Consider the following 17510-nt stretch of genomic DNA (forward strand, 5'->3'; position numbering starts at 1 on the left):
ATGCGAAATTGGCTGTGCACGGCGCGGGCGCGGGCGCGCATGCGCTGAGTCTGGCTTTTGTCAGTCTCTTTAGTATGCAGGCAGCTTGATTGGTGTCAGGTTGCAGCCACGTTGCCGCTACTACGCCTGGAGCGTGCTGTTTAGGAGGCTTGGGCTGACCGTGTCCAACACGTTGGTGCCAATCCGCTTCGAGTGCCGCAGGGAGATCGTTCAATTTGGCCAGCTGTGCCTCCAACGCGTCGGCACGCGCTTGCTGGACGGTAAGTTCCTGGCGAGTCTGAGAGACCGTGGCCTTCGCGCGCTCGAGCTCCTCGTCATGCAGCCGTTCGGCCATTGCAGCTTCTTTTCGCAGGCTCATCAGTTGCTGTTGAGCCTGGCTAGAGGCCGCCGGGATCAACGAGGGGGCGATCTTTCGGCGGATCTGGAAGGGGCGAGTTGGCCCTGCCCTGCTCCCGGGCTTAGTGGCCGCTATCGTGAAGCGCCGGGCGCGTTTGACGGGATTGGAGGGGGACTTTGGGACTCACAGCTTGCGCTCGGGCCTCGTGACCGAGGCAGGTAAGCAAGGTGTGCCGCTGCCGCCGGTGATGGCGATGACCGAGCACCGATCTGTGGCGAGCGTCATTGGATACTTCCAAGCCGGCGCTGCTGAGGACAATCCTGCGACGCGACTATTGAAGTAGGTGCTGGTGATCAATGGTTTTCCTGCTGAGCTTTCCGCACCCAGAATATCAACCTCACGTAGTGCCCGCCCCCCCAGGTCCAATCGGCCCCTCCTACCACGAATATCTCTTAACTGAGTTCCCGCCCGGCGAACGATGTGCGCACCTTGGTACGCACATCGTTCCGACTTGCATCGGCGGTCGCTCCTTCGAAATCACCGAGCACTTACCCAACGCACGACTAGTCGGGGAGGCAGTCCGCGTCGCCGCGTCGGCCGATCAATGCGACAGCGCTCGCTATCACTGCGTCGCGATACCCTCTCTGTCCTCGTCGACCCAGCGCCGCACATCTTCGCTGTTCTGAACGACGACATGCTGTTGAGCAGGAACCTTCCCGACTTCGAGGTCTTGAAGATTTAGATGCCGCAGCGTGTAGAAGAGCATCGCTTTTCTACACTTCAACTCTATCTTACCGTTCTGCATGGCGTAATCACGCATCACGCATTCGCGTTGCGAACTCGAAAGTCCAGGATGAGGCACAAGGAGGACTACGACCTGAGTGTTCCATCCTTCGTCAGTGGCTGCGTCAATCTTGGGCGCTAGTACGGGCCCCAGAACAGTCAGCCGGCCGATTGCGTAATCCCGAAACCGCGCTCTGGAATGGCACCATGCCCTCACATGCCAGCGCAGGCCATCGAAGCCCATAGCGTGCGGTGTCAGGACGAACTCTCTCGGGTCATCCTCTTCCATGGACTGGTAGCGCACCCGTAGCGCAACCTGATCACGGATAGCGCGCACGAGGATGGCGACCTCGACAGCGCCAATCTTTCGCACTGGCGTCGCTACCACGCCGGTGTCCGGCTGGAACCCGATGAAGCTTTCGTCTGGCTCGATGATCCCGCGCGCCAGGCGCTGCAACTCGTTCAAGTAGCGCGTCGCTTCGCTTCGCGCGAATGCCGGCTCGAATCTGGGATCGGCCAGATACATCCGCTGCCGAGGGTCATAGAGCAAATTCTGGGGCGCTAGGTCTTGATAGAGCTTCAAATCGGCGCTGGCCTGTGGCAGCGAGATGTCGAAGAAGGACATCAGGTCGGCCCGGTTGATCCGCCCGTCGTATTGCAAGCGGACGTCGATGAAGTGCAGTCGGCGGTTCTGCCCCCACCGATGCTTTGCCTTCTCGGCTGCTTGGTTCATGTGGCGCCTCCCGAGGATTGGCCGCACATTACCATCAGATAAGATAGTTGACTACCTATAGAAACTACGCGTATGATTTCTATACGGTCAATCCGGCCGCTAGGAGGCACACATGTCCAAGCGCATTCATGTGGTTCCCCATGGCCCGGGCTGGGCCACCCGCTCCGAGGGGGCCAGCCGGGTCGGCAGCACCCACGGCACCCAGACCGAGGCCACCGAGGCCGCCCGCCAGCAGGCCATCCGCGAGCGCGGCGAGGTCGTGATCCACCGGCCGAACGGCCGAATCCGCGACTCCAACAGCTACGGCAGCGATCCCTTCCCCCCGAAAGGCTGACCCACTCATTCTCCTAACCGAGACTACGACTATGAACCAGCAAGACCAGAGCGAACCGCCCGAACAAGCCAACGACCGCCGCCAGAGCGCGGTGATCGTGAACGACCAGCCCATCGAACTCGGCGATCACACCCCGACCGGCGAGCAGATTCTGGCTGCAGCCCGGCTCCGCCCCGCGGCTGACTACGCCCTCCTGCGCTGGCCCGACAGCGGCCCGACCAACGAGGTGGCCCTCGATGACACCATAAAGCTGCCGCGCAGCGGCCCACTCCTCGCATTCTTCGCCATCAAGTCGGACAGGGTGTCCTACTTCACGCTGGACGAGGAGCGCTACGCCTGGGCTGGCCCGCTGGATGCGGACACCGTGCGCCGGATCGGTCGCGTCGATCCGGCGATGGAGCTCTGGCTTGAGCTCAGCGACCAGAAGGATCGCCTGGTCCAGCCGGGCGAGGTGATCGACCTCGACATGCCGGGTGTCGAGCGCCTCTACACCAAGCGCGCGGTCTGGCACCTGCGCGTGAATGACGAAGACACTGAGTGGCCGCAGTCGCGCGTCTTGGTGCGCAACGCGCTGACCGCAGCCGGCTTCGACGTGTCGCGGCCCTGGACGATGAAGTTCAAGGTGCAGGGTCAGCCGGTGCGCACGGTGAACCTCGATGACGAGCTCGACCTCAGCCAAGCCGGCGTAGAGCGCCTGCGCGTCGCGCCCAGCGAGGTGAACAACGGCGACGGGCAGGACGCCCGCCGGGAGTTCAGTCTGCTCGCTGCGGACGCCGAGTTCCTCGACAGGCGCGGCCTGCACTGGCAGGCCGTCAACAACAACGGGCAGTGGTTGATCGTGAGCGAATTCCCGCTGCCGCCGGGCTACAACGCCGCCGCCTGCACCTTGGCCGTCCTGATCCCGCCGAGTTACCCGACTGCCGCGCTGGACATGTTCTTCTGCCACCCGCCACTCAGCATCAACGGCCGCGTCCCGCCGCAGACCGAGCACCACCAGGCGATCGATGGCCGGAATTTCCAGCGTTGGTCGCGCCACCGCGGCGGCGCCAGCCAGTGGAACCCGGGCGTCGACAACCTCGCCTCCCACTTCGCGCTGATCGACGAGGCGCTGGCGCGGGAGGTCGGCGCGTGAAGCGCAGCAGCGCGCTTGTGATGGCGGGCGTCGACCACGACGTGCTTCGGGATCACCTGTTCCCCGGCGACGGCAAGGAAGCCGCCGCCATCTTGGTGTGCACGCGCGACGCGGGCCAGCGCTTGAAGCTCTTGGTCCGCTCGGTGGTTCCGGTTCCCCATGATGCTTGCCGGCGCAAGCCCGATCGCCTCACTTGGCCGACGGACATGCTCGATGAGTGGCTCGACCGGACCGAAGAGGAAGGACTCGCTCTGGTCCTGATCCACTCCCACCCCAGCGGCTATCCCGAGTTCTCGCCCCTGGATGACGCCTCCGACCAGGAGTTGATGCCCTACCTGTATCCCTACGCACGCACCGACGCGCCGTGGCACGGTACGGCGATCATGCTTCCGGGCGGCGCGATCCGGGCACGCCTTTACGCCCGCGACATGACACCCCAGCCCATCGACCTCGTCGCCGTCCACGGCGAGGAGATCAATCTCTGCTGGCACGACGATCCGCCTGGCCCGCCGATCCTCCCGTTTAGTGCCCAGATGCGCGCCGAGCTCTCGCGGCTCTCGGCGGCCATCGTCGGGATCTCGGGCACCGGGAGCCTCGTGGCCGAGATGCTGCTCCGGATGGGGGTCGGCGAGCTGATCGTGATTGACGACGATCGGGTCGAGCCCAAGAACCTCAACCGCATCCTCAACTCCACCGCCGCCGACGCGATCAACGGGCGCTTGAAGGTGGATGTGTTCAAGGACGCGGCTGCGCTGAGCCATCCCGGTACGCGCGTGATCGCGGTGCCGGAGCGAATCGGCACCTGGCCCGCAATCCGGGCTGCGGCTGACGCGGATATTCTTTTCTCGTGCGTAGATAGCGTGGACGGACGCCACATTGCCGACCGCCTCGCCGCGTCCATGCTCCAGCCGCTCTTCGATGTTGGCGTGAACATTCCTGTGTTCCACCCGCGTGGGCATATGAGGATCGCCAACATTTCTGGCCGTATCGACTTTATCCAGCCCGGCCGCTCGACCCTGCTCGACCGCCGCGTATACTCGCCCGAGCAGCTCGCTGCCGAGGATCTTCGCAGGCGAAACCCCGAAGCCTTCGCGCAGCAGGTGATGGAGGGCTACATGCCTGGCAGCCATGAAGAAGCACCAGCCGTGATCTCGGTGAACATGCGCGCCGCGAGTATGGTGGTGCAGGAGCTGGTCGCGCGCCTCACGCCTTATAGGAAGGACAACGGGCCCTACGCACGAACCGAGTTCGATCTGGTGATCGAAGAGACCTCCCACGCGCCCGAGACGGAGTTCCCGGCCCAGCGGGCCTCGCAGACAGCGCTCGGCCTCGGCGCCCCACTGCTCGGCCTTCCGGCATTGGAGGATAAGCGGTGCGCGTGATCTGGTGGGTCAAGGACTTCTTCCGCCAGTTGCTCGGCCGCCGGCGCATCGACATCCGCGTGCTGGATACGATTGGATATGACGCGCCTTCCAGTGTTCCGCCGAAGCGGCTTCTTCGCATGATGGATGAGGGCGAGGCATGGGCCGCGGTGATGACTTGCCCATGCGGCTGCGGTGCGGTGATCGAGCTCCTGCTGTCTCCGACAGCGAGGCCTCGATGGACCCTCACTGCGCGCGGCGACTTGCCGACTCTTCATCCCTCAGTGTGGCGCAGCACCGGTTGCCGCTCGCACTTCTGGGTGCGCGATGGCCAGATCCATTGGGTGCGCTGATGCGCCGCTTCCAAGCCTCTCTAATCACGCCGCTCAGCTCGTGCTCTTGGGTGCCCCCACCCTCGCTCTCATCGGCCGCGTTTGTGGTGTGATCGTGATGCCGCTGAGCGCGGCGCATAGTATCTGCAGCGCACGAGCGGAGCGCGCATTTGAAGAGTGAGCGCCCCTCGGCCAACAGGCACAGATGGTCGGATTCAAGGCAGAGTCAGGCGCGCTATTGCAACTCGTCCGATGCACGGAACGATTCTGCGCGGTGAAGGACGGGTCTCTACTCAGTGTCGTGACGATCGACGAGATCGCCTGGCGGATCGACTCCGCTGACGAGTCCGCCGCCGAGTAGCGCCGCCCTGAGTAGCAAGAGACGCCGCTGCCTTTTCCCTCCAGTCGCCCTGCGCGGATTCGCCCGAAACTAGGCCAACGCGAACTCCGCCTCGCTCGCTTGTATGCCGCGGCCAGCACGGGCCTATTGGACCCAGGCCTCGCGCGTCCCGCGGCGAAGGAGAGTAGCTGCGTTGAGCGGTGGACGGTGCTCAAGAAGGTCTGAGCCGGACAGCTCTGAACTTGGCTTTGCAAGGCCTCGGCGTTCTGGCCGCGCCTCCATCTTCTCAGCAGGCCAGGCGCAATCTGCGCTCGGCCACTAGCCACGCGGCTGCTTCCCCCCGATAAAGCCTCCTGATCACCTGCCCCGCGGGCTTCCGTTTCCGGCCGCAAACAGACATTAGTACTGCAAATTGCAAGAGCGGCTTACTCCCTTACGCTCTCGATGAGCATATGGCGAATGGTCCGATTCTCCAGCTTAGAAACGATGGGACTATTGTCATCCACGTTGTCGTGAACGTGCATCCCGTCGTTGTAGATGATGCCCAGGAGGTAGATGGTGTCGTCAACGTCGACACCATTTGCAACGGCAAAATCCAGCTTGTTCTTCGTCATCCGCTTGCCGAGGAAATCAGACTTCTGAACCGGGCCTTGGATTGCGTCATGGACAATCTTCTCAATCCTGACACGGACAAAGCAGCAGACCGCAAATGGATCATAGTTATCCGATTCGTTGACGTACTTATTCCACTCCGCTTCTGTGTAAGAATGGAATGCGATCGAATCTCCCCAGGACTCCTTCAGGCCAAGAGCTTGGAACTGCGTCGTTACGTCAACCGGTGACGGGTCATAGTGCAGATAGTGGCGACCAAGGTCTTCTTTAATGGATGGATCTTCCCGCTTTGCGATGAGGGCGCGAAAGTCCTTGTTGATGGCTGGCTTGGACTTCTTCAGAAAATAGACCTTCTGACTAGCGAATGTGAAGTTCCTAAAGTAGTAAGGATTCAGATGCGTTAGAATCAGGGGGTACATGCTCCTTTGTTTTTCACGGACCTTCTTGATGAGCCTGGTGATGTAGTACTGGACAGCCACAAGATTGGCGTCATCTAGGTAATCAAACACCTCGTCAATGACGAGAATGATGTCGCGCGACGAGATTGATCGCTCAATCTTCCTCAACTCGGCCGCAAAGCATAGAGAGTCACGCTGGCCATTAGAGATATGCAACGCTGGCGGGAACGAGACAACGAGACTCCCCTTGCGCTCAGTAGGCTTGACCCTTTTCCATGTAGAACCGAACGCTTTTATGATGTCCTCAAAGCTCTCCTTTTCGTTGACGTACGAAAGATACTTACACGCTTCCTTGAACGCCTTCTTATTGCCTAGGTAGGTCAGCACCACCTGCAGACCCGATAGGAGAGCATCGATACGGGCTTGAGTGGGACCGGCAGCCATCGCCAAGAGATCAGCCAGCGCCTTGACGGCGTCTATCGCTTCAAGGCGTGGCGCGAGGGCACCGCCAGCCCACGCACGTATTTCGTCGGCGGTTCCGGCTTGGGCCTGAAGCAACGCGGTCATCTCTTCTATGTCATTTTGAATGCGGACACCCGACACTTTGTCCATCACGCCATACAGATCAATCAAACCGTCGGCTAGCGTCGGGCTCCCGAGTGTCTTGCCGAGGTTCTGAAAAGCCTTGCCGGATAGCCCAAAACGCGTGCGCATCTCCATCACGTCATAGGCATGTTGTGCCTTGGGGGGAATGGTCTGGACCAGCACCAGGTCACTGATCTCCAGCGATGCTGTTGCGGTCGTGAACTTGCCCATATTGTGCTTAGTGGCCTTTGCCCGAAGCCGGCTGGCGACCACATGGATATCAAAGAATGCCGCAATTGCGTTGCAGTTTCTGTCTGCAACGAGAGTGGAAGTCCCGTCATTCCGCCTGATGGTGAGGGTTAGTTTTGGTGCGAGCGATTCGTCTCCTAAGTGGAACTGATTCTTTGGGAGCTCTATTCGGTTGGTCTTGAGCGCGGCAAACGCCGCTGCAAGCGAACTTTTTCCGAACCCATTTGGAGCGACAAGGAGCGACGGCTTGTTAGGAATAATGTCGAGTTGAAACGTGCAACTCTTGATGCCCCTAACGTTCTCAATGTCTATAGATTTGAGCATCGCTTCCTCCTGCGAATGACGTAAGCGCCTGGCCAAACTATCGCGCGTCAGACTTCCATTGCACCAAGCAAATAGTGAGGGGGCGCCGCCACAACTGCCTCAAGGGCGCGATCGACGCCAGCCCCAAAGCACCGACTGCCCTGAGATCCCAGAGCAGTCTGTCAGCTATGGGTCGGCTGCGGCATCCCTACCCCCGATAAATCTTCCTAATCCGCTATCCTACTCAGACGTCCGTTCCCAGCCAGACGCTGTTGTCCACGATTGAAAACCTTCGAGTAAGCTCTGTCTCGATACGAAGAATCTCTGATTGCCAAAGCGACCTGTGAGATCCCTCACGGCTATACCTGCCGGACGAATGGAGGGTGCCTGACCTACCTTCGCCCACTTGGCCTTGAGCAAAGAGAGAGTCGTCTACTTACAATGACGCAGAGGCATAGATGAAAACATTGCGCATAAATGGCCGAGACGTGAAGCCTCACAAGGCCACGGTCAGTCCCAATCTTGGCGCCCGCACTGTCTTGACCGACAGCCACTGGGAGTACGTCTCCCTCTGGCTCCGTCGCGCCAAGAAATCTAACGCGTTGTTCTATTGGGAGCAAGCACAGTCGTTCTTTTCGGCATCGCGGGGAATGCCAGTCGAGTCCGCCCCGCTATTGCTCTACTACACTTTCATGAACGCCACGAAGGCATTGCTCTCCGCCAAAGGTGTTGCTTTCGATGAGCACCATGGTGTTCGCGCGCACAACATGAGGGGGGCGTCTAGCAAGATTGCCCTTTCAAATGAGGGGGTAAGAATCATGCAAAGAGGTATTGCGCCCGCATTGTCGCAGTACCTGGGTGAGTTGGAGACGTCGTCCACTCACAGCCTAGAGGAGATTTTTTTTAATTTGCCATGCATCCATCGGACCTTTTGCCTAAGCTATGCAAATCAGCGCGATCTTTTCATTCCGCTTACGGAATGCGAGATAAAGTTTGATGCAGCAACAGGCGCTGCCTACTTCTCGGCACTCTTGTCGAAGGACTTCATGGGACGGGCCCACATGCGTCACCTTCCACCTTCGCTCATAGCCGATCCAACAGTGAAGGATGAAAGAACGATCAGGTCTGTTGCGGCGGCGATAGTCAGTAAGAGAGATGCTGATTCGGCAACCGATAAAGCCGCCATTGCAGGGCTTTTGAGCGGACTTCGGCCGGACATCAATTACCTTGCCGGCTCGCAGACGCTTTGGTATGCGAAGTGCGTTGTTCATGGCCCACCTAGACTGCAGCGTTCGCCACTCACGCTGACGCTACTTGCGATGCATCGGCTCAGCGAAATTTGTCGATATCGCCCTATCGAACTGGTCTCCTTTCTAAATGGCCAAAAGAACTGGCTGTTGACGGAGTTTATACGAATGTCGCCGGCTCAATTTCTTGACGAACTGGCAGCAGAGCTTACAGGTCAACAGTTCATGATTCCCAACGTGCGACCCTCAAACTGAAGTGTATCTATCATGATTAAAATTTATCTGGCATGCGGATTGACGCACGTACCTCGCTGCGAGTTTGCTGCATATGTGATCCTCTTGCAGAATCTGGCGGCGCATTTGACAGAAAGGCATGACGCCGAAGTCAAGTACGCCCTTCGCGACAGCGATCCTCAACTTGGGCAGAAACCATTTTCTGATCGAGCGAGACTCTGCTACGATTGGGACAGGGAAATGGTCGAGTGGGCGGACTTAGTCATTGCTGAAGCGAGCTTTCCGTCGACGGGTCTAGGCATTGAAATGCAAATTGCTTGTGCCCGAAAAACCCCAATCATCGTCGCTTTTAAGCTGGACGAGGGGCATAAAGCCCAACCTGTCGATTACCGAACTCCGGATCAAGACCTTCATAGCCTTCAACTCGGAGAGGGCTATGTCTCACTTATGGCTCTGGGCTTGCCGACGATCGCTAAAGTACTGTCGTACGGAAATGATGCCGACGCTCTGGCAAAGGTCGGTGCAGCTATCGATGCGTACAGATGACGTTCAAGCCTATCGACCTAAGCCTTAGAACGTTCTTAATGAAGATTTCATTGCACGCAGGAAAGGTTTTTGCCTCTTATCGATGCTAGAGGCTTTACGACTATTTTCAGGTATTACAACTGAATCTGTCCGCCGACAGCAACGGGCCGAAGGCGGACATTAGTTCCAGCACCATGCCCACGACCTACCCCGATAAACATCACTAATCGCCTCCCAGGCGCGCTTGGTCTAAACCAAAAGAGAGCCTTTCAGGATGTCGGCGCAAGCCGAGCCTAGAACCCGAGTTGGCGAGTCCCACTGTACGGCTCTTCGTCTAAGGGAAGTGGATCTTCGGTTCATGTGGAATGCTTCTGGCGGGAGATGTCTCGCGATATTCGGATCAGGATTGTCTGTCAGAGGCGATACAGACTGCCAGCGCCATTCGCCGGCGTCCCGTCAGTGCATTCGGCCATCGGCAAGCCCTGCGACCATCCTGCCGCCATGGCCTGGGCATCACGCAACGGATCGGACGCCTTGGCGCGCGCATTGCGAAGACGGCAGGTTTCGGGGTCTTGGGCGAAAAGGCCGCGCGCGAACAGTCTGCCCTGCTCTGCCAGCTTCGTGGTCTTGGGTCCGCGGATTGCGGCAAAACACGGCAATGCTCGATCCAGCACACCGCCGGCCGCTTCGAGGCACCGCGCCAGATGCCAGGCGTCTTCCAACGCCTGACAGGCGCCCTGGCCCGAGGTCGGCAGTGGCGCGTGCGCCGCATCGCCGACGAGCAGCACATTTGCTCGGCTCCAGGTGTGCAGCGGCTGCACGTCGTGCACGGCGATCAGTTGGATGGAGTGCGCCGGCGTGGCTTCGATGAGGCGGGCGACGGGCTCGGGCCATCCTGCAAACAGATCCATCACTTCCTTGCGCATCTCCGCTGCTGGCGTCGCCTCAGGCAATGGCCGCGCCTGCGCGGCGGCCCAGTACACCAGATCCTTCCGGATCGGCACGCAACCGAAACGATCGCCGGTCCCCCAGTAGTCCTGAATTGCGAGCTTGCTGACCAACGCGCCACTTCCCTGGGCAACGCCGATCCAGTTTACGAACCCTTGGTAGATGGGGGTGTTGTCCCCTGCGACGAATTTGCGCGCGACCGAGTCCATGCGGCCATCGGCACCAATGAGCAGATCTGGACGGATGCTCTTCCCGTTCTCGAACCGCGCCACGGCCTTGTCGCCGGCATCCAGATCAATCGCGACCGTCCGATGCCCGAACTCCACCTGGATACCAGCGCGTGCCACGTGGTCCAGCAGCACAGCCTGCAGATCGCGACGCAGGATCGTATGGGTCGGGTAGCCCATGAGTCGGTCCAGCAGCGTGATGTCCAGGCCTCCCAGCGCGTTACCCGCTGCGTCTTTACGGTGTACCGACAATGGCCGACCGCCCACCGCCCCGACATCCTCCAACAACCCGAGTTCTTGCAGCACAAAACCCGCGTTGGGCCAGAGCGTCACGCCAGCGCCCATGGTGGCCGGCCCATTCCGACGTTCATAGACGCGGACGGTGTGCCCCTGCTTGTGCAACGCGAGCGCCACGCTCAAGCCTGCGATGCCGCCACCCAGTACTCCGATCTTCATGCCGATGCATCCCGATTCAATTGGTCCCCGCGTGCCGTTGAAGGTCAGCCGTTGGACGGGAGTGCATCTTGGTCCCCACCAATTGCGCAAACTAGCATGCAAAAATGGCGGACTTTCATACCTCAGGTGGGATAACGGTGCGCAGCAAGCTCGACCTGAATGCAGTCCGCGTCTATGTGGCCGTCGTCGACGAGCAGAGCTTTTCCGGCGCGGGGCGCCTCCTGGCCCTGCCGTCGTCGAACGTCAGCCGTCACGTCGCGGCGCTGGAGCGCAGGTTGGGCGTGCGCTTGCTGGAACGCAGCACGCGCCATCTGCGCATGACGGAAGCCGGCAGGCTGGTGTACGAGCGCGCCAAACCGGTACTCGACGCCCTGCTGTCCACGGAGGAGGAGCTCGGCGCAGTACAAGGCGAATTGAAGGGGCCTCTCAGGATGTGCATGCCCAACGAGGCGCCCAGGCTGCTCGCGCCTATCCTCGCCGAATTCTGCAGTCTTCATCCTGGCATTGAGTTGGAATGCGACACGCGCCTCACCGGACTGGAAGTGTTGCGGGAAGACATGGACCTCTCCATTATCTTCCACCGCGGGCGTCAGGACGACAGTGCGTTCATTACCCGCGAACTGGCGACATTGCCCAGCATCGTGGTCGCGTCCCCCGCGCTATTGGCCCAAACCGGAATCCCGCGCCACGTGCGCGAGCTCAAATCCTTGCCTTGCATCACCACCGTGAGCGCCCTGAAGGGGCAACCCTGGCAGTTTCTCGATCCTGCGGGCGAGATCGTGAAGGTGCCGGTGCGCAGCCGCTACCGCGTCAACAGCGGGGAACTTGCGGTGGCGGGCGCGCGCCAGGGGCTTGGCTTCGCGATCGTTGCGGCCTACCCATGCCAGGAAGATCTTGCCGCGGGCCGGTTGCAGGAAGTGCCGCTGGATCTAAGCCCTGCACCGCTGCAATTGCTTGGCGCCTACAGTCACCGTCATTCGGTCACTGCGCGGGTTCGGGCGTTGCTGGAGTTCATCCAGCTGCGGTTGCAGGGGTTCGGGGGCAAGTGAACGTAAAACCCACTTAACAACGTGGCCTGGGAAAACATTCCTAATTGCCGTTACGGATCCAACCCGTGTACGAAAAGGAATAGTAGCTCCCTAATGCGGCACTAAGTCACGTCGCGAAACAGCGTCGACTGAGATGAGTGATGCCTATCTACCACTAGCCTTGTACGAATAAGTTGACGGTTCAAGCCTAAACAAAACACCAGCAAGATCCATTCTCATTGAAAGGCGTTCCTTGCCTAGGCTTTCGCGCATGTCATCACAGAGGGCACGGAAGGCAAGGATCTCCTGCTCTTGTTCCAAAGTTCCGCCTTGCAACCAGAATTTTTGTAAGCTTTGGGCTACAGGAAGATCGGCCGTCAACAAGATGCGCGCCTTGGCGTCGTTGAGGTGAGCCAATTCTTCGACTTCATCCTTGTTGCGTCCTGCGCGACGCGCGGTGAACAGAAGTGAGGTCGACTTCAAGAAGTCTACGTAGGCAGCCATTCTCATCGCTGCGAGTTCATCTTGGCGTGCGCGCTTCGCGGCAAATATATGACCTAATGCAACGCCCAAAAGCGCCGAGACGCCGGAAAGCGCTGCCACTAGAAACGCTGAACCTTGCATAGGCGAGTTTTCCTGAATTTAGCCGCGTAGCGAAGCGGTGCCAGTTGATTGGTTGTTAGCCATAGCACACGCTACCGCAGTTCGTCCTTTCGCTGCAGCACTGGCGCGATTCCACTAGCCGCTGCAACTGAGCAACAGCCTTTAGCGACAGGATTCCGGCAACTTCTCCAGCAAGCCAGCCACCATCGGCGTCAGCCGTTTCGCGACCTCCGGCGGAATCGCCCCACCTGCCCCCTGCACGCCTTCGCTGCGGGCTTGTTCGCAGGCTTTGACGATCCGCGGGCGCATGCCGGACCACAGCGCTCTGCACTGCCAGCCGTCCCGGCCCAGCGGTAGCACGGCGTAGGCGATGGACTGGCATTCCTGTGCCGCGCGGGTGCCCAGCGGCTGGCCGGCGTACTCGTGCGGCACGGTGTCCAGCGTGGGTTGGTAGTAGCTGTCGGGGAACGCCGCCGCGTAGCGTTCCGGGTCCAGTTGCAGCGGCAGGCCGGTCGCTGTCAGGTCGAGCGCGCGGCCGCAGGGCGCAGCGGCGGCGGTGCGCTGGATCGCCTGGTAGATCGGATGGTCCAGGTCGGGTTCGCGCGTCGTCACCTCGGATGTTGCGACCAGTATCGGCAGGCGGGCGCGGTTGGCCATCTTGGCCAATTCACCAGAATGGGCCGGTGCGCAGCGTTCGCGGATGCTGGCCACGATCAGGAATGTGGCGTCGCGCGCGAATGCGGCGTCGCTGTGCAGCAGTGTGGTGATGCGCTTGTCGGCGGCATCTTCGGACAATGGCGCGACATGAAATGCGGGCACCGTTGGCGGGTGGATCGCGGTGGTCGCAGCAGCACGCGGTGTCGGTGCCACATGCCTGTGCGTGCGCAATGCCAACAGCACGCCGCCGGCAACGACGACGCCACAGGCGGCGATCGCGATCGCCAAACGCATCGGCGACTTCAGGCGCATCGGACCGCGCCCTCAGCCCTGCACCGGGGTGATCGTGGCGTCCTCCGCCTCGTAGGTGGCATTGGCGATATCGGCCTTGAAGTCGGCCAGATGCAGCCGCCCCTGCAGGTGGAACGGGTCCCACAGCTCCGGTACGTCGATCGGCGTGCGCAGCACCACGTGCAGGATCTGGTTCGGTGGCGGTGGCGGCACGTGAATGCAGGCGCCATAGAACGGCACGAACAGCAGTTCGCTGACCTTGCCCTGGTCGTCGCTTTCCAGCGGCACCACGTAGCCGTCCAGGGCGAAGCGTTTGCCTTCCAGGCCCTTCACCACTTGCGATGAACCGAACTGCGCGGCGCGCTGGGTGCCGGAATGGTCGATCGGCATGCCATTGACCACCGAGGGACCATCGTCGACGGGCGCCGGCTGATCCAGCACCGCGGCATCGCCTCGCCACGCCGTGCCGATCCGCGGCGGCGGGCGCTGGTAGATGTCGTTGGCCGGTGCCAGTTGTTCCCAGCGTTCCACTGTGTCCGGGACGGCGTCGGCGGCTGCGGTCGCGTGCGTGGCTGCCGGCGATGGTGTGGGCGTGGCGTCCGGCTGCTTCCCGCCATCACCGTGGCAGCCCGCCAGCAGGCACAGCACTCCAGTCAGCAGGAAATGGCGATCAGCCTTTTTCATAGGGATGCAGGTGCGCCTGCTCCATCGTGTAGGCGGTGCCGGCGAGTTCGCCGTGGAGGGTTTCCGCGCGCAGTTGGCCGGTCAGGTAGAACGGGCTGTACATGTCGGGCGGGTCGATCGGGGTTTCCAGGCGCACATGCACGATCTGGTTCGGCGGCGGGGGCGGCACGTGGATGCAGGCGCCGTAGTACGGCACGAACAGGAACTCGCGCACGCGGCCGGCGTCGTCGCTGTCCAGCGGCACCACGTAGCCCGGCAGGCGCACCTTGCGCGCCAGCACGGCGGCCACGGTGTTGTAGGTACCGGTCTGCGGCATCGCACGCTTGCCGGTGTGGTTGACCGGTGCTTCGTCGCTGTTTTCCAGCGCCTTCAGCTCGGCCGGCGGCAGCATCGCGCTCCAGTCCAGCTCGCGATAGCCGTCGGCATCGGGCTCGCCCAGTGGCGGGTTGATCGCCGCTTCCTTGGTCGGTGCTGGCTGCGCCGCCGCTGTCGCCTGCGCTTTTTCCGGGATGGGGGCTTGTTGCTGGCGGCCGCAGCCGCACAGCAGTGCGAGCGCCAGCAAGGGAAGGATCCAGCGGGTCATGCTCACAGCTCCGGCGACAGGCCATCGGCCAGGGTGCGGCGATAGGCCAGCAGGGCCGGCACGATGCCGGCGAGCACGCCGGCCAGCAGCACGCAGCCGAGCCAGCCCCACTCCGCCGCACTGGGCGCGACACGGTTGATCGCCAGGCCGAAATGATCGAGCACCCAGCCGCGCGCCAGCCAGCTGGCCGCGGTCACCAGCAGCAGCGCCAGTGCGCACGACACCACGGTGACCAGGCCGGCCTCGAACAGCAGCAGCCAGGCGATGTCGCGCGGCCGTGCGCCGACCGCGCGCAGGATCGCCATCTCGCGCCGGCGCTCCTGCAGCGTGGCCACCAGCAGCGCGACCATCGACACCAGGCCGAGCAGCACCACCAGCGAGGCGATCATCCGCAAGGCGCCTTCGGCCGTACCCAGCGTGCCCCACAGCTGCTGCAGGGTGACGCCGGGCATGATCGCCAGCATCGCTTCCTCCGGGTACTCGTTGATCCGCCGCTGGACCGAGAAGGTGGCGATGCGGGTCTTCAGGCCGAGCATGAAGGCGGTGATGGTGTCCGGGGTCAGGTCCATCGCCCGCGCCTGCGCGGCGCTGACGTGCTGGCCCGGCAGGCGCACGCCGGAATGCCAGTCGATATGGATCGCCTCGATCGCCTGCAGCGACACCAGCACGCTGGAATCCACCGGCGTGCCGGTGCGGCGCAGGATGCCGACGATCCGGAACGGCTTGTCGGCATGGTTGGCCAGGCTGATGCGCCCGGTGCCATGGGTCAGCACGATCTCGTCGCCGAGGTGGCGGCCGAGCGCGGCGGCGACGTCGGCGCCGATCACCGCATCGTAGAGATCGTCGAACGCCCTGCCCTGCGCGAACGCCAGGGGATGCTTGGCGCCGTAGTGGTAGTGCTCGAAGAAGTCGGTGCTGGTGCCGACCACCCGGTAGCCGCGGTAGGAATCGCCCAGCGACAGCGGCACCGCCCACTTCACTTCGGGCATCGCGCTCAGGTCCTGGTAGCTCTTCCACGACACGTTGTTGGTGGCGTCGCCGATGTGGAACACCGAGTAAAGCAACAGGTTCACCGGGCCCGAGCGCGCGCCGACGATCAGGTCGGTGCCCGACACGGTGCTGGCGAAACCTTCGTGCGCCTGCGTGCGGATCCGCTCCACGCCCAGCAGCAGGGTCACGCTCAGGGTGATCACCAGTACGGTCAACGCCACGCCCAGGCGCCGGCTGCGCAGGCTGGCCAGGGCCAGCTTCAACAAGCTCATTGCGCACCTCCGGCGCTGGCGCGGTTGAGCGTGGCCAGGTCGGCCTGGGCGTCGAACAGCGGCGCGATCGACGGATCGTGGCTGACCACGATCGAACTGGTGCCGCCCTGCCGGCACTCGGCGAACAGCAACTGCAGGAAGGCCTGCGCCGCGACCGGGTCGAGTGCGGAGGTGGGTTCGTCGGCCAGCAGCAGCGGCGGCCGCGCGATCAACGCGCGCGCGGCGGCAACGCGTTGCTGCTGGCCGACGCTGAGGCGCGCGGCCGGCCGCGACCATAGCGCCGCCACGTCCAGGCCCAGCGCGACCATCAGCCGCTCGATCTCGGTGTCCAGCGCCTGCGTGCCCGCCGCCAGCCGGCCGCGGCGCGCGGAGAACTGCAGGCCCAGCGCGATATTGTCGCGGGTGCTCAGGAACGGCAGCAGGTTGAACTGCTGGAACACCACGCCGCAGTGGTCGGCGCGGAAGCGATCGCGTGCGGCCTTGCGCAAGGCCGCCAGGTCCTGCCCGGCCACGCGCACGCAGCCGGTAGTGGGCTGCAGCACGCCGGCGATCAACGCCAGCAAGGTGCTCTTGCCCGATCCGCTGGCGCCTCGCAGCAACAGTTGCTGCCCACGCGGCAGCGCAAACGATGCGATGTCCAGCACCGGTGCGGCGGCGCCGGGATAGCCGAAGCGCAGCTCGGTCAGTTCGACGACGTGGTGCTGGTTCATTCCGGCAGCTTCACCCGGGTCTGCCCGGGCACCACCTCGGTGCGGCCCTGGCCCGCAGCGGTGGCGACATCGACCAGCACCGTGTGCAACCCGGGGAAACGTTGCGGCAACAGCACCTGCAGGTGATCCAGGCGCGCCGGCTGCGTGCAGTTGAACGCGTACCGGGCGTGGAACTCGGCGTGGCTGTGGCCGGGCTCGTCCGGATCGGCCATCGCCACGTCGTAGCCCTCGGTGGTGACCTGCGCGCTGCGCAGCGAACAGGCCGCCGCGACCGGGAACTGCAACCAGCCCGCACCGCGCAGGGTGGCGACCGCGGCCTCCAGCCGCTGGCGCTCGCCGGCATCGCGCGTCGGGTGTTCGAAATCGAGGATGCCGATGCCGGGCGCGCTGAGCTGCACGTCCACGGCGGTGCCGTCGACGGCGACCTCCAGGTTGGCCTGGCCGTGCACGTGCGGGCCATGGTGGCGGATCGCAGCGGTGGCTGGCGAGCTGGCGGAGAGGAGCAACAGGATCAGGGGAATGCCAGGTCGCATATGCAGCGCATCGGTTGAGTTAC

Annotated in this window: 17 protein-coding genes and 1 pseudogene; 8 read left to right on the top strand and 10 right to left on the bottom strand. The window is 62.4% G+C overall.

What is annotated here, in order from left to right:
- Positions 1-371: 371 nt before the first annotated feature.
- Positions 372-680, top strand: a pseudogene (locus ACHWVH_RS10775) (integrase); the annotation flags it as partial.
- 279 nt (positions 681-959) lie between these two features.
- On the opposite strand, the gene ACHWVH_RS10780 reads toward ACHWVH_RS10775, so the two are convergent.
- On the bottom strand, positions 960-1853 hold the full coding sequence (locus ACHWVH_RS10780) for a WYL domain-containing protein (RefSeq protein WP_394687126.1): 894 nt from the start codon (positions 1851-1853) through the stop codon (positions 960-962).
- A gap of 112 nt (positions 1854-1965) precedes the next feature.
- On the opposite strand from ACHWVH_RS10780, the gene ACHWVH_RS10785 reads away from it, so the two are divergent.
- From ACHWVH_RS10785 to ACHWVH_RS10800, 4 genes are read left to right on the top strand one after another with little or no spacing between them, the layout of a single operon-like run.
- Complete coding sequence (locus ACHWVH_RS10785) at positions 1966-2187, top strand: DUF2188 domain-containing protein (protein ID WP_218490265.1); 222 nt, start codon at positions 1966-1968, stop codon at positions 2185-2187.
- A gap of 31 nt (positions 2188-2218) precedes the next feature.
- Positions 2219-3319 carry a multiubiquitin domain-containing protein gene (locus ACHWVH_RS10790; RefSeq protein ID WP_394687127.1) on the top strand — a complete coding sequence of 367 codons (1101 nt, stop codon included), beginning with the start codon at positions 2219-2221 and terminating at the stop codon, positions 3317-3319.
- Positions 3316-4701, top strand: coding sequence for a ThiF family adenylyltransferase (locus tag ACHWVH_RS10795; protein WP_394687128.1), 1386 nt, complete (start codon positions 3316-3318; stop codon positions 4699-4701). The genes ACHWVH_RS10790 and ACHWVH_RS10795 overlap by 4 nt, the downstream gene beginning before the upstream one ends.
- Positions 4692-5033: a DUF6527 family protein gene (locus ACHWVH_RS10800; protein WP_394687129.1), complete on the top strand. Its 342-nt coding sequence runs from the start codon at positions 4692-4694 to the stop codon at positions 5031-5033. Before ACHWVH_RS10795 ends, ACHWVH_RS10800 begins: the two co-directional genes overlap by 10 nt.
- Positions 5034-5777: 744 nt before the next feature.
- On the opposite strand, the gene ACHWVH_RS10805 is transcribed toward ACHWVH_RS10800, so the two are convergent.
- Positions 5778-7520, bottom strand: a complete 1743-nt coding sequence (locus ACHWVH_RS10805) for a hypothetical protein (protein ID WP_394687130.1) — start codon at positions 7518-7520, stop codon at positions 5778-5780.
- Positions 7521-7957: 437 nt separating this feature from the next.
- Here ACHWVH_RS10805 and ACHWVH_RS10810 point away from each other — a divergent pair, with 437 nt between their 5' ends.
- Both ACHWVH_RS10810 and ACHWVH_RS10815 read left to right on the top strand, forming a co-directional pair.
- The gene (locus ACHWVH_RS10810; protein WP_394687131.1) at positions 7958-9001 is read left to right on the top strand and encodes a YaaC family protein; all 1044 of its coding nucleotides are present in this window, start codon (positions 7958-7960) and stop codon (positions 8999-9001) included.
- 12 nt (positions 9002-9013) lie between these two features.
- A complete protein-coding gene (locus ACHWVH_RS10815) occupies positions 9014-9526 on the top strand; it encodes a hypothetical protein (protein ID WP_394687132.1) in 513 nt (170 codons plus the stop codon).
- 392 nt (positions 9527-9918) lie between these two features.
- Here the strand turns inward: ACHWVH_RS10815 and ACHWVH_RS10820 are convergent, their stop codons facing one another.
- Positions 9919-11136: an FAD-dependent oxidoreductase gene (locus tag ACHWVH_RS10820; protein WP_394687133.1), complete on the bottom strand. Its 1218-nt coding sequence runs from the start codon at positions 11134-11136 to the stop codon at positions 9919-9921.
- 137 nt (positions 11137-11273) lie between these two features.
- On the opposite strand from ACHWVH_RS10820, the gene ACHWVH_RS10825 reads away from it, so the two are divergent.
- On the top strand, positions 11274-12185 hold the full coding sequence (locus tag ACHWVH_RS10825; protein WP_394687134.1) for a LysR family transcriptional regulator: 912 nt from the start codon (positions 11274-11276) through the stop codon (positions 12183-12185).
- Between the two features lie 144 nt (positions 12186-12329).
- On the opposite strand, the gene ACHWVH_RS10830 is transcribed toward ACHWVH_RS10825, so the two are convergent.
- The 7 genes from ACHWVH_RS10830 to ACHWVH_RS10860 form a co-directional block, all read right to left on the bottom strand.
- Positions 12330-12788, bottom strand: a complete 459-nt coding sequence (locus ACHWVH_RS10830) for a hypothetical protein (protein WP_394687135.1) — start codon at positions 12786-12788, stop codon at positions 12330-12332.
- Between the two features lie 141 nt (positions 12789-12929).
- On the bottom strand, positions 12930-13736 hold the full coding sequence (locus ACHWVH_RS10835; protein ID WP_394687136.1) for a hypothetical protein: 807 nt from the start codon (positions 13734-13736) through the stop codon (positions 12930-12932).
- Between the two features lie 12 nt (positions 13737-13748).
- On the bottom strand, positions 13749-14399 hold the full coding sequence (locus ACHWVH_RS10840; protein WP_394687137.1) for a DUF3299 domain-containing protein: 651 nt from the start codon (positions 14397-14399) through the stop codon (positions 13749-13751).
- Complete coding sequence (locus tag ACHWVH_RS10845; RefSeq protein ID WP_394687138.1) at positions 14386-14982, bottom strand: DUF3299 domain-containing protein; 597 nt, start codon at positions 14980-14982, stop codon at positions 14386-14388. Before ACHWVH_RS10845 ends, ACHWVH_RS10840 begins: the two co-directional genes overlap by 14 nt.
- 2 nt (positions 14983-14984) lie before the next feature.
- The gene (locus tag ACHWVH_RS10850; protein ID WP_394687178.1) at positions 14985-16238 is read right to left on the bottom strand and encodes an ABC transporter permease; all 1254 of its coding nucleotides are present in this window, start codon (positions 16236-16238) and stop codon (positions 14985-14987) included.
- A gap of 2 nt (positions 16239-16240) precedes the next feature.
- A complete protein-coding gene (locus ACHWVH_RS10855; protein ID WP_394687139.1) occupies positions 16241-16954 on the bottom strand; it encodes an ATP-binding cassette domain-containing protein in 714 nt (237 codons plus the stop codon).
- Positions 16951-17460, bottom strand: coding sequence for a DUF2796 domain-containing protein (locus tag ACHWVH_RS10860; protein ID WP_052250733.1), 510 nt, complete (start codon positions 17458-17460; stop codon positions 16951-16953). The genes ACHWVH_RS10855 and ACHWVH_RS10860 overlap by 4 nt, the downstream gene beginning before the upstream one ends.
- Positions 17461-17510 lie beyond the last annotated feature (50 nt).

It is taken from the genome of uncultured Xanthomonas sp. (assembly GCF_964278005.1).
GTDB classification, from domain to species: domain Bacteria; phylum Pseudomonadota; class Gammaproteobacteria; order Xanthomonadales; family Xanthomonadaceae; genus Xanthomonas_A; species Xanthomonas_A sontii.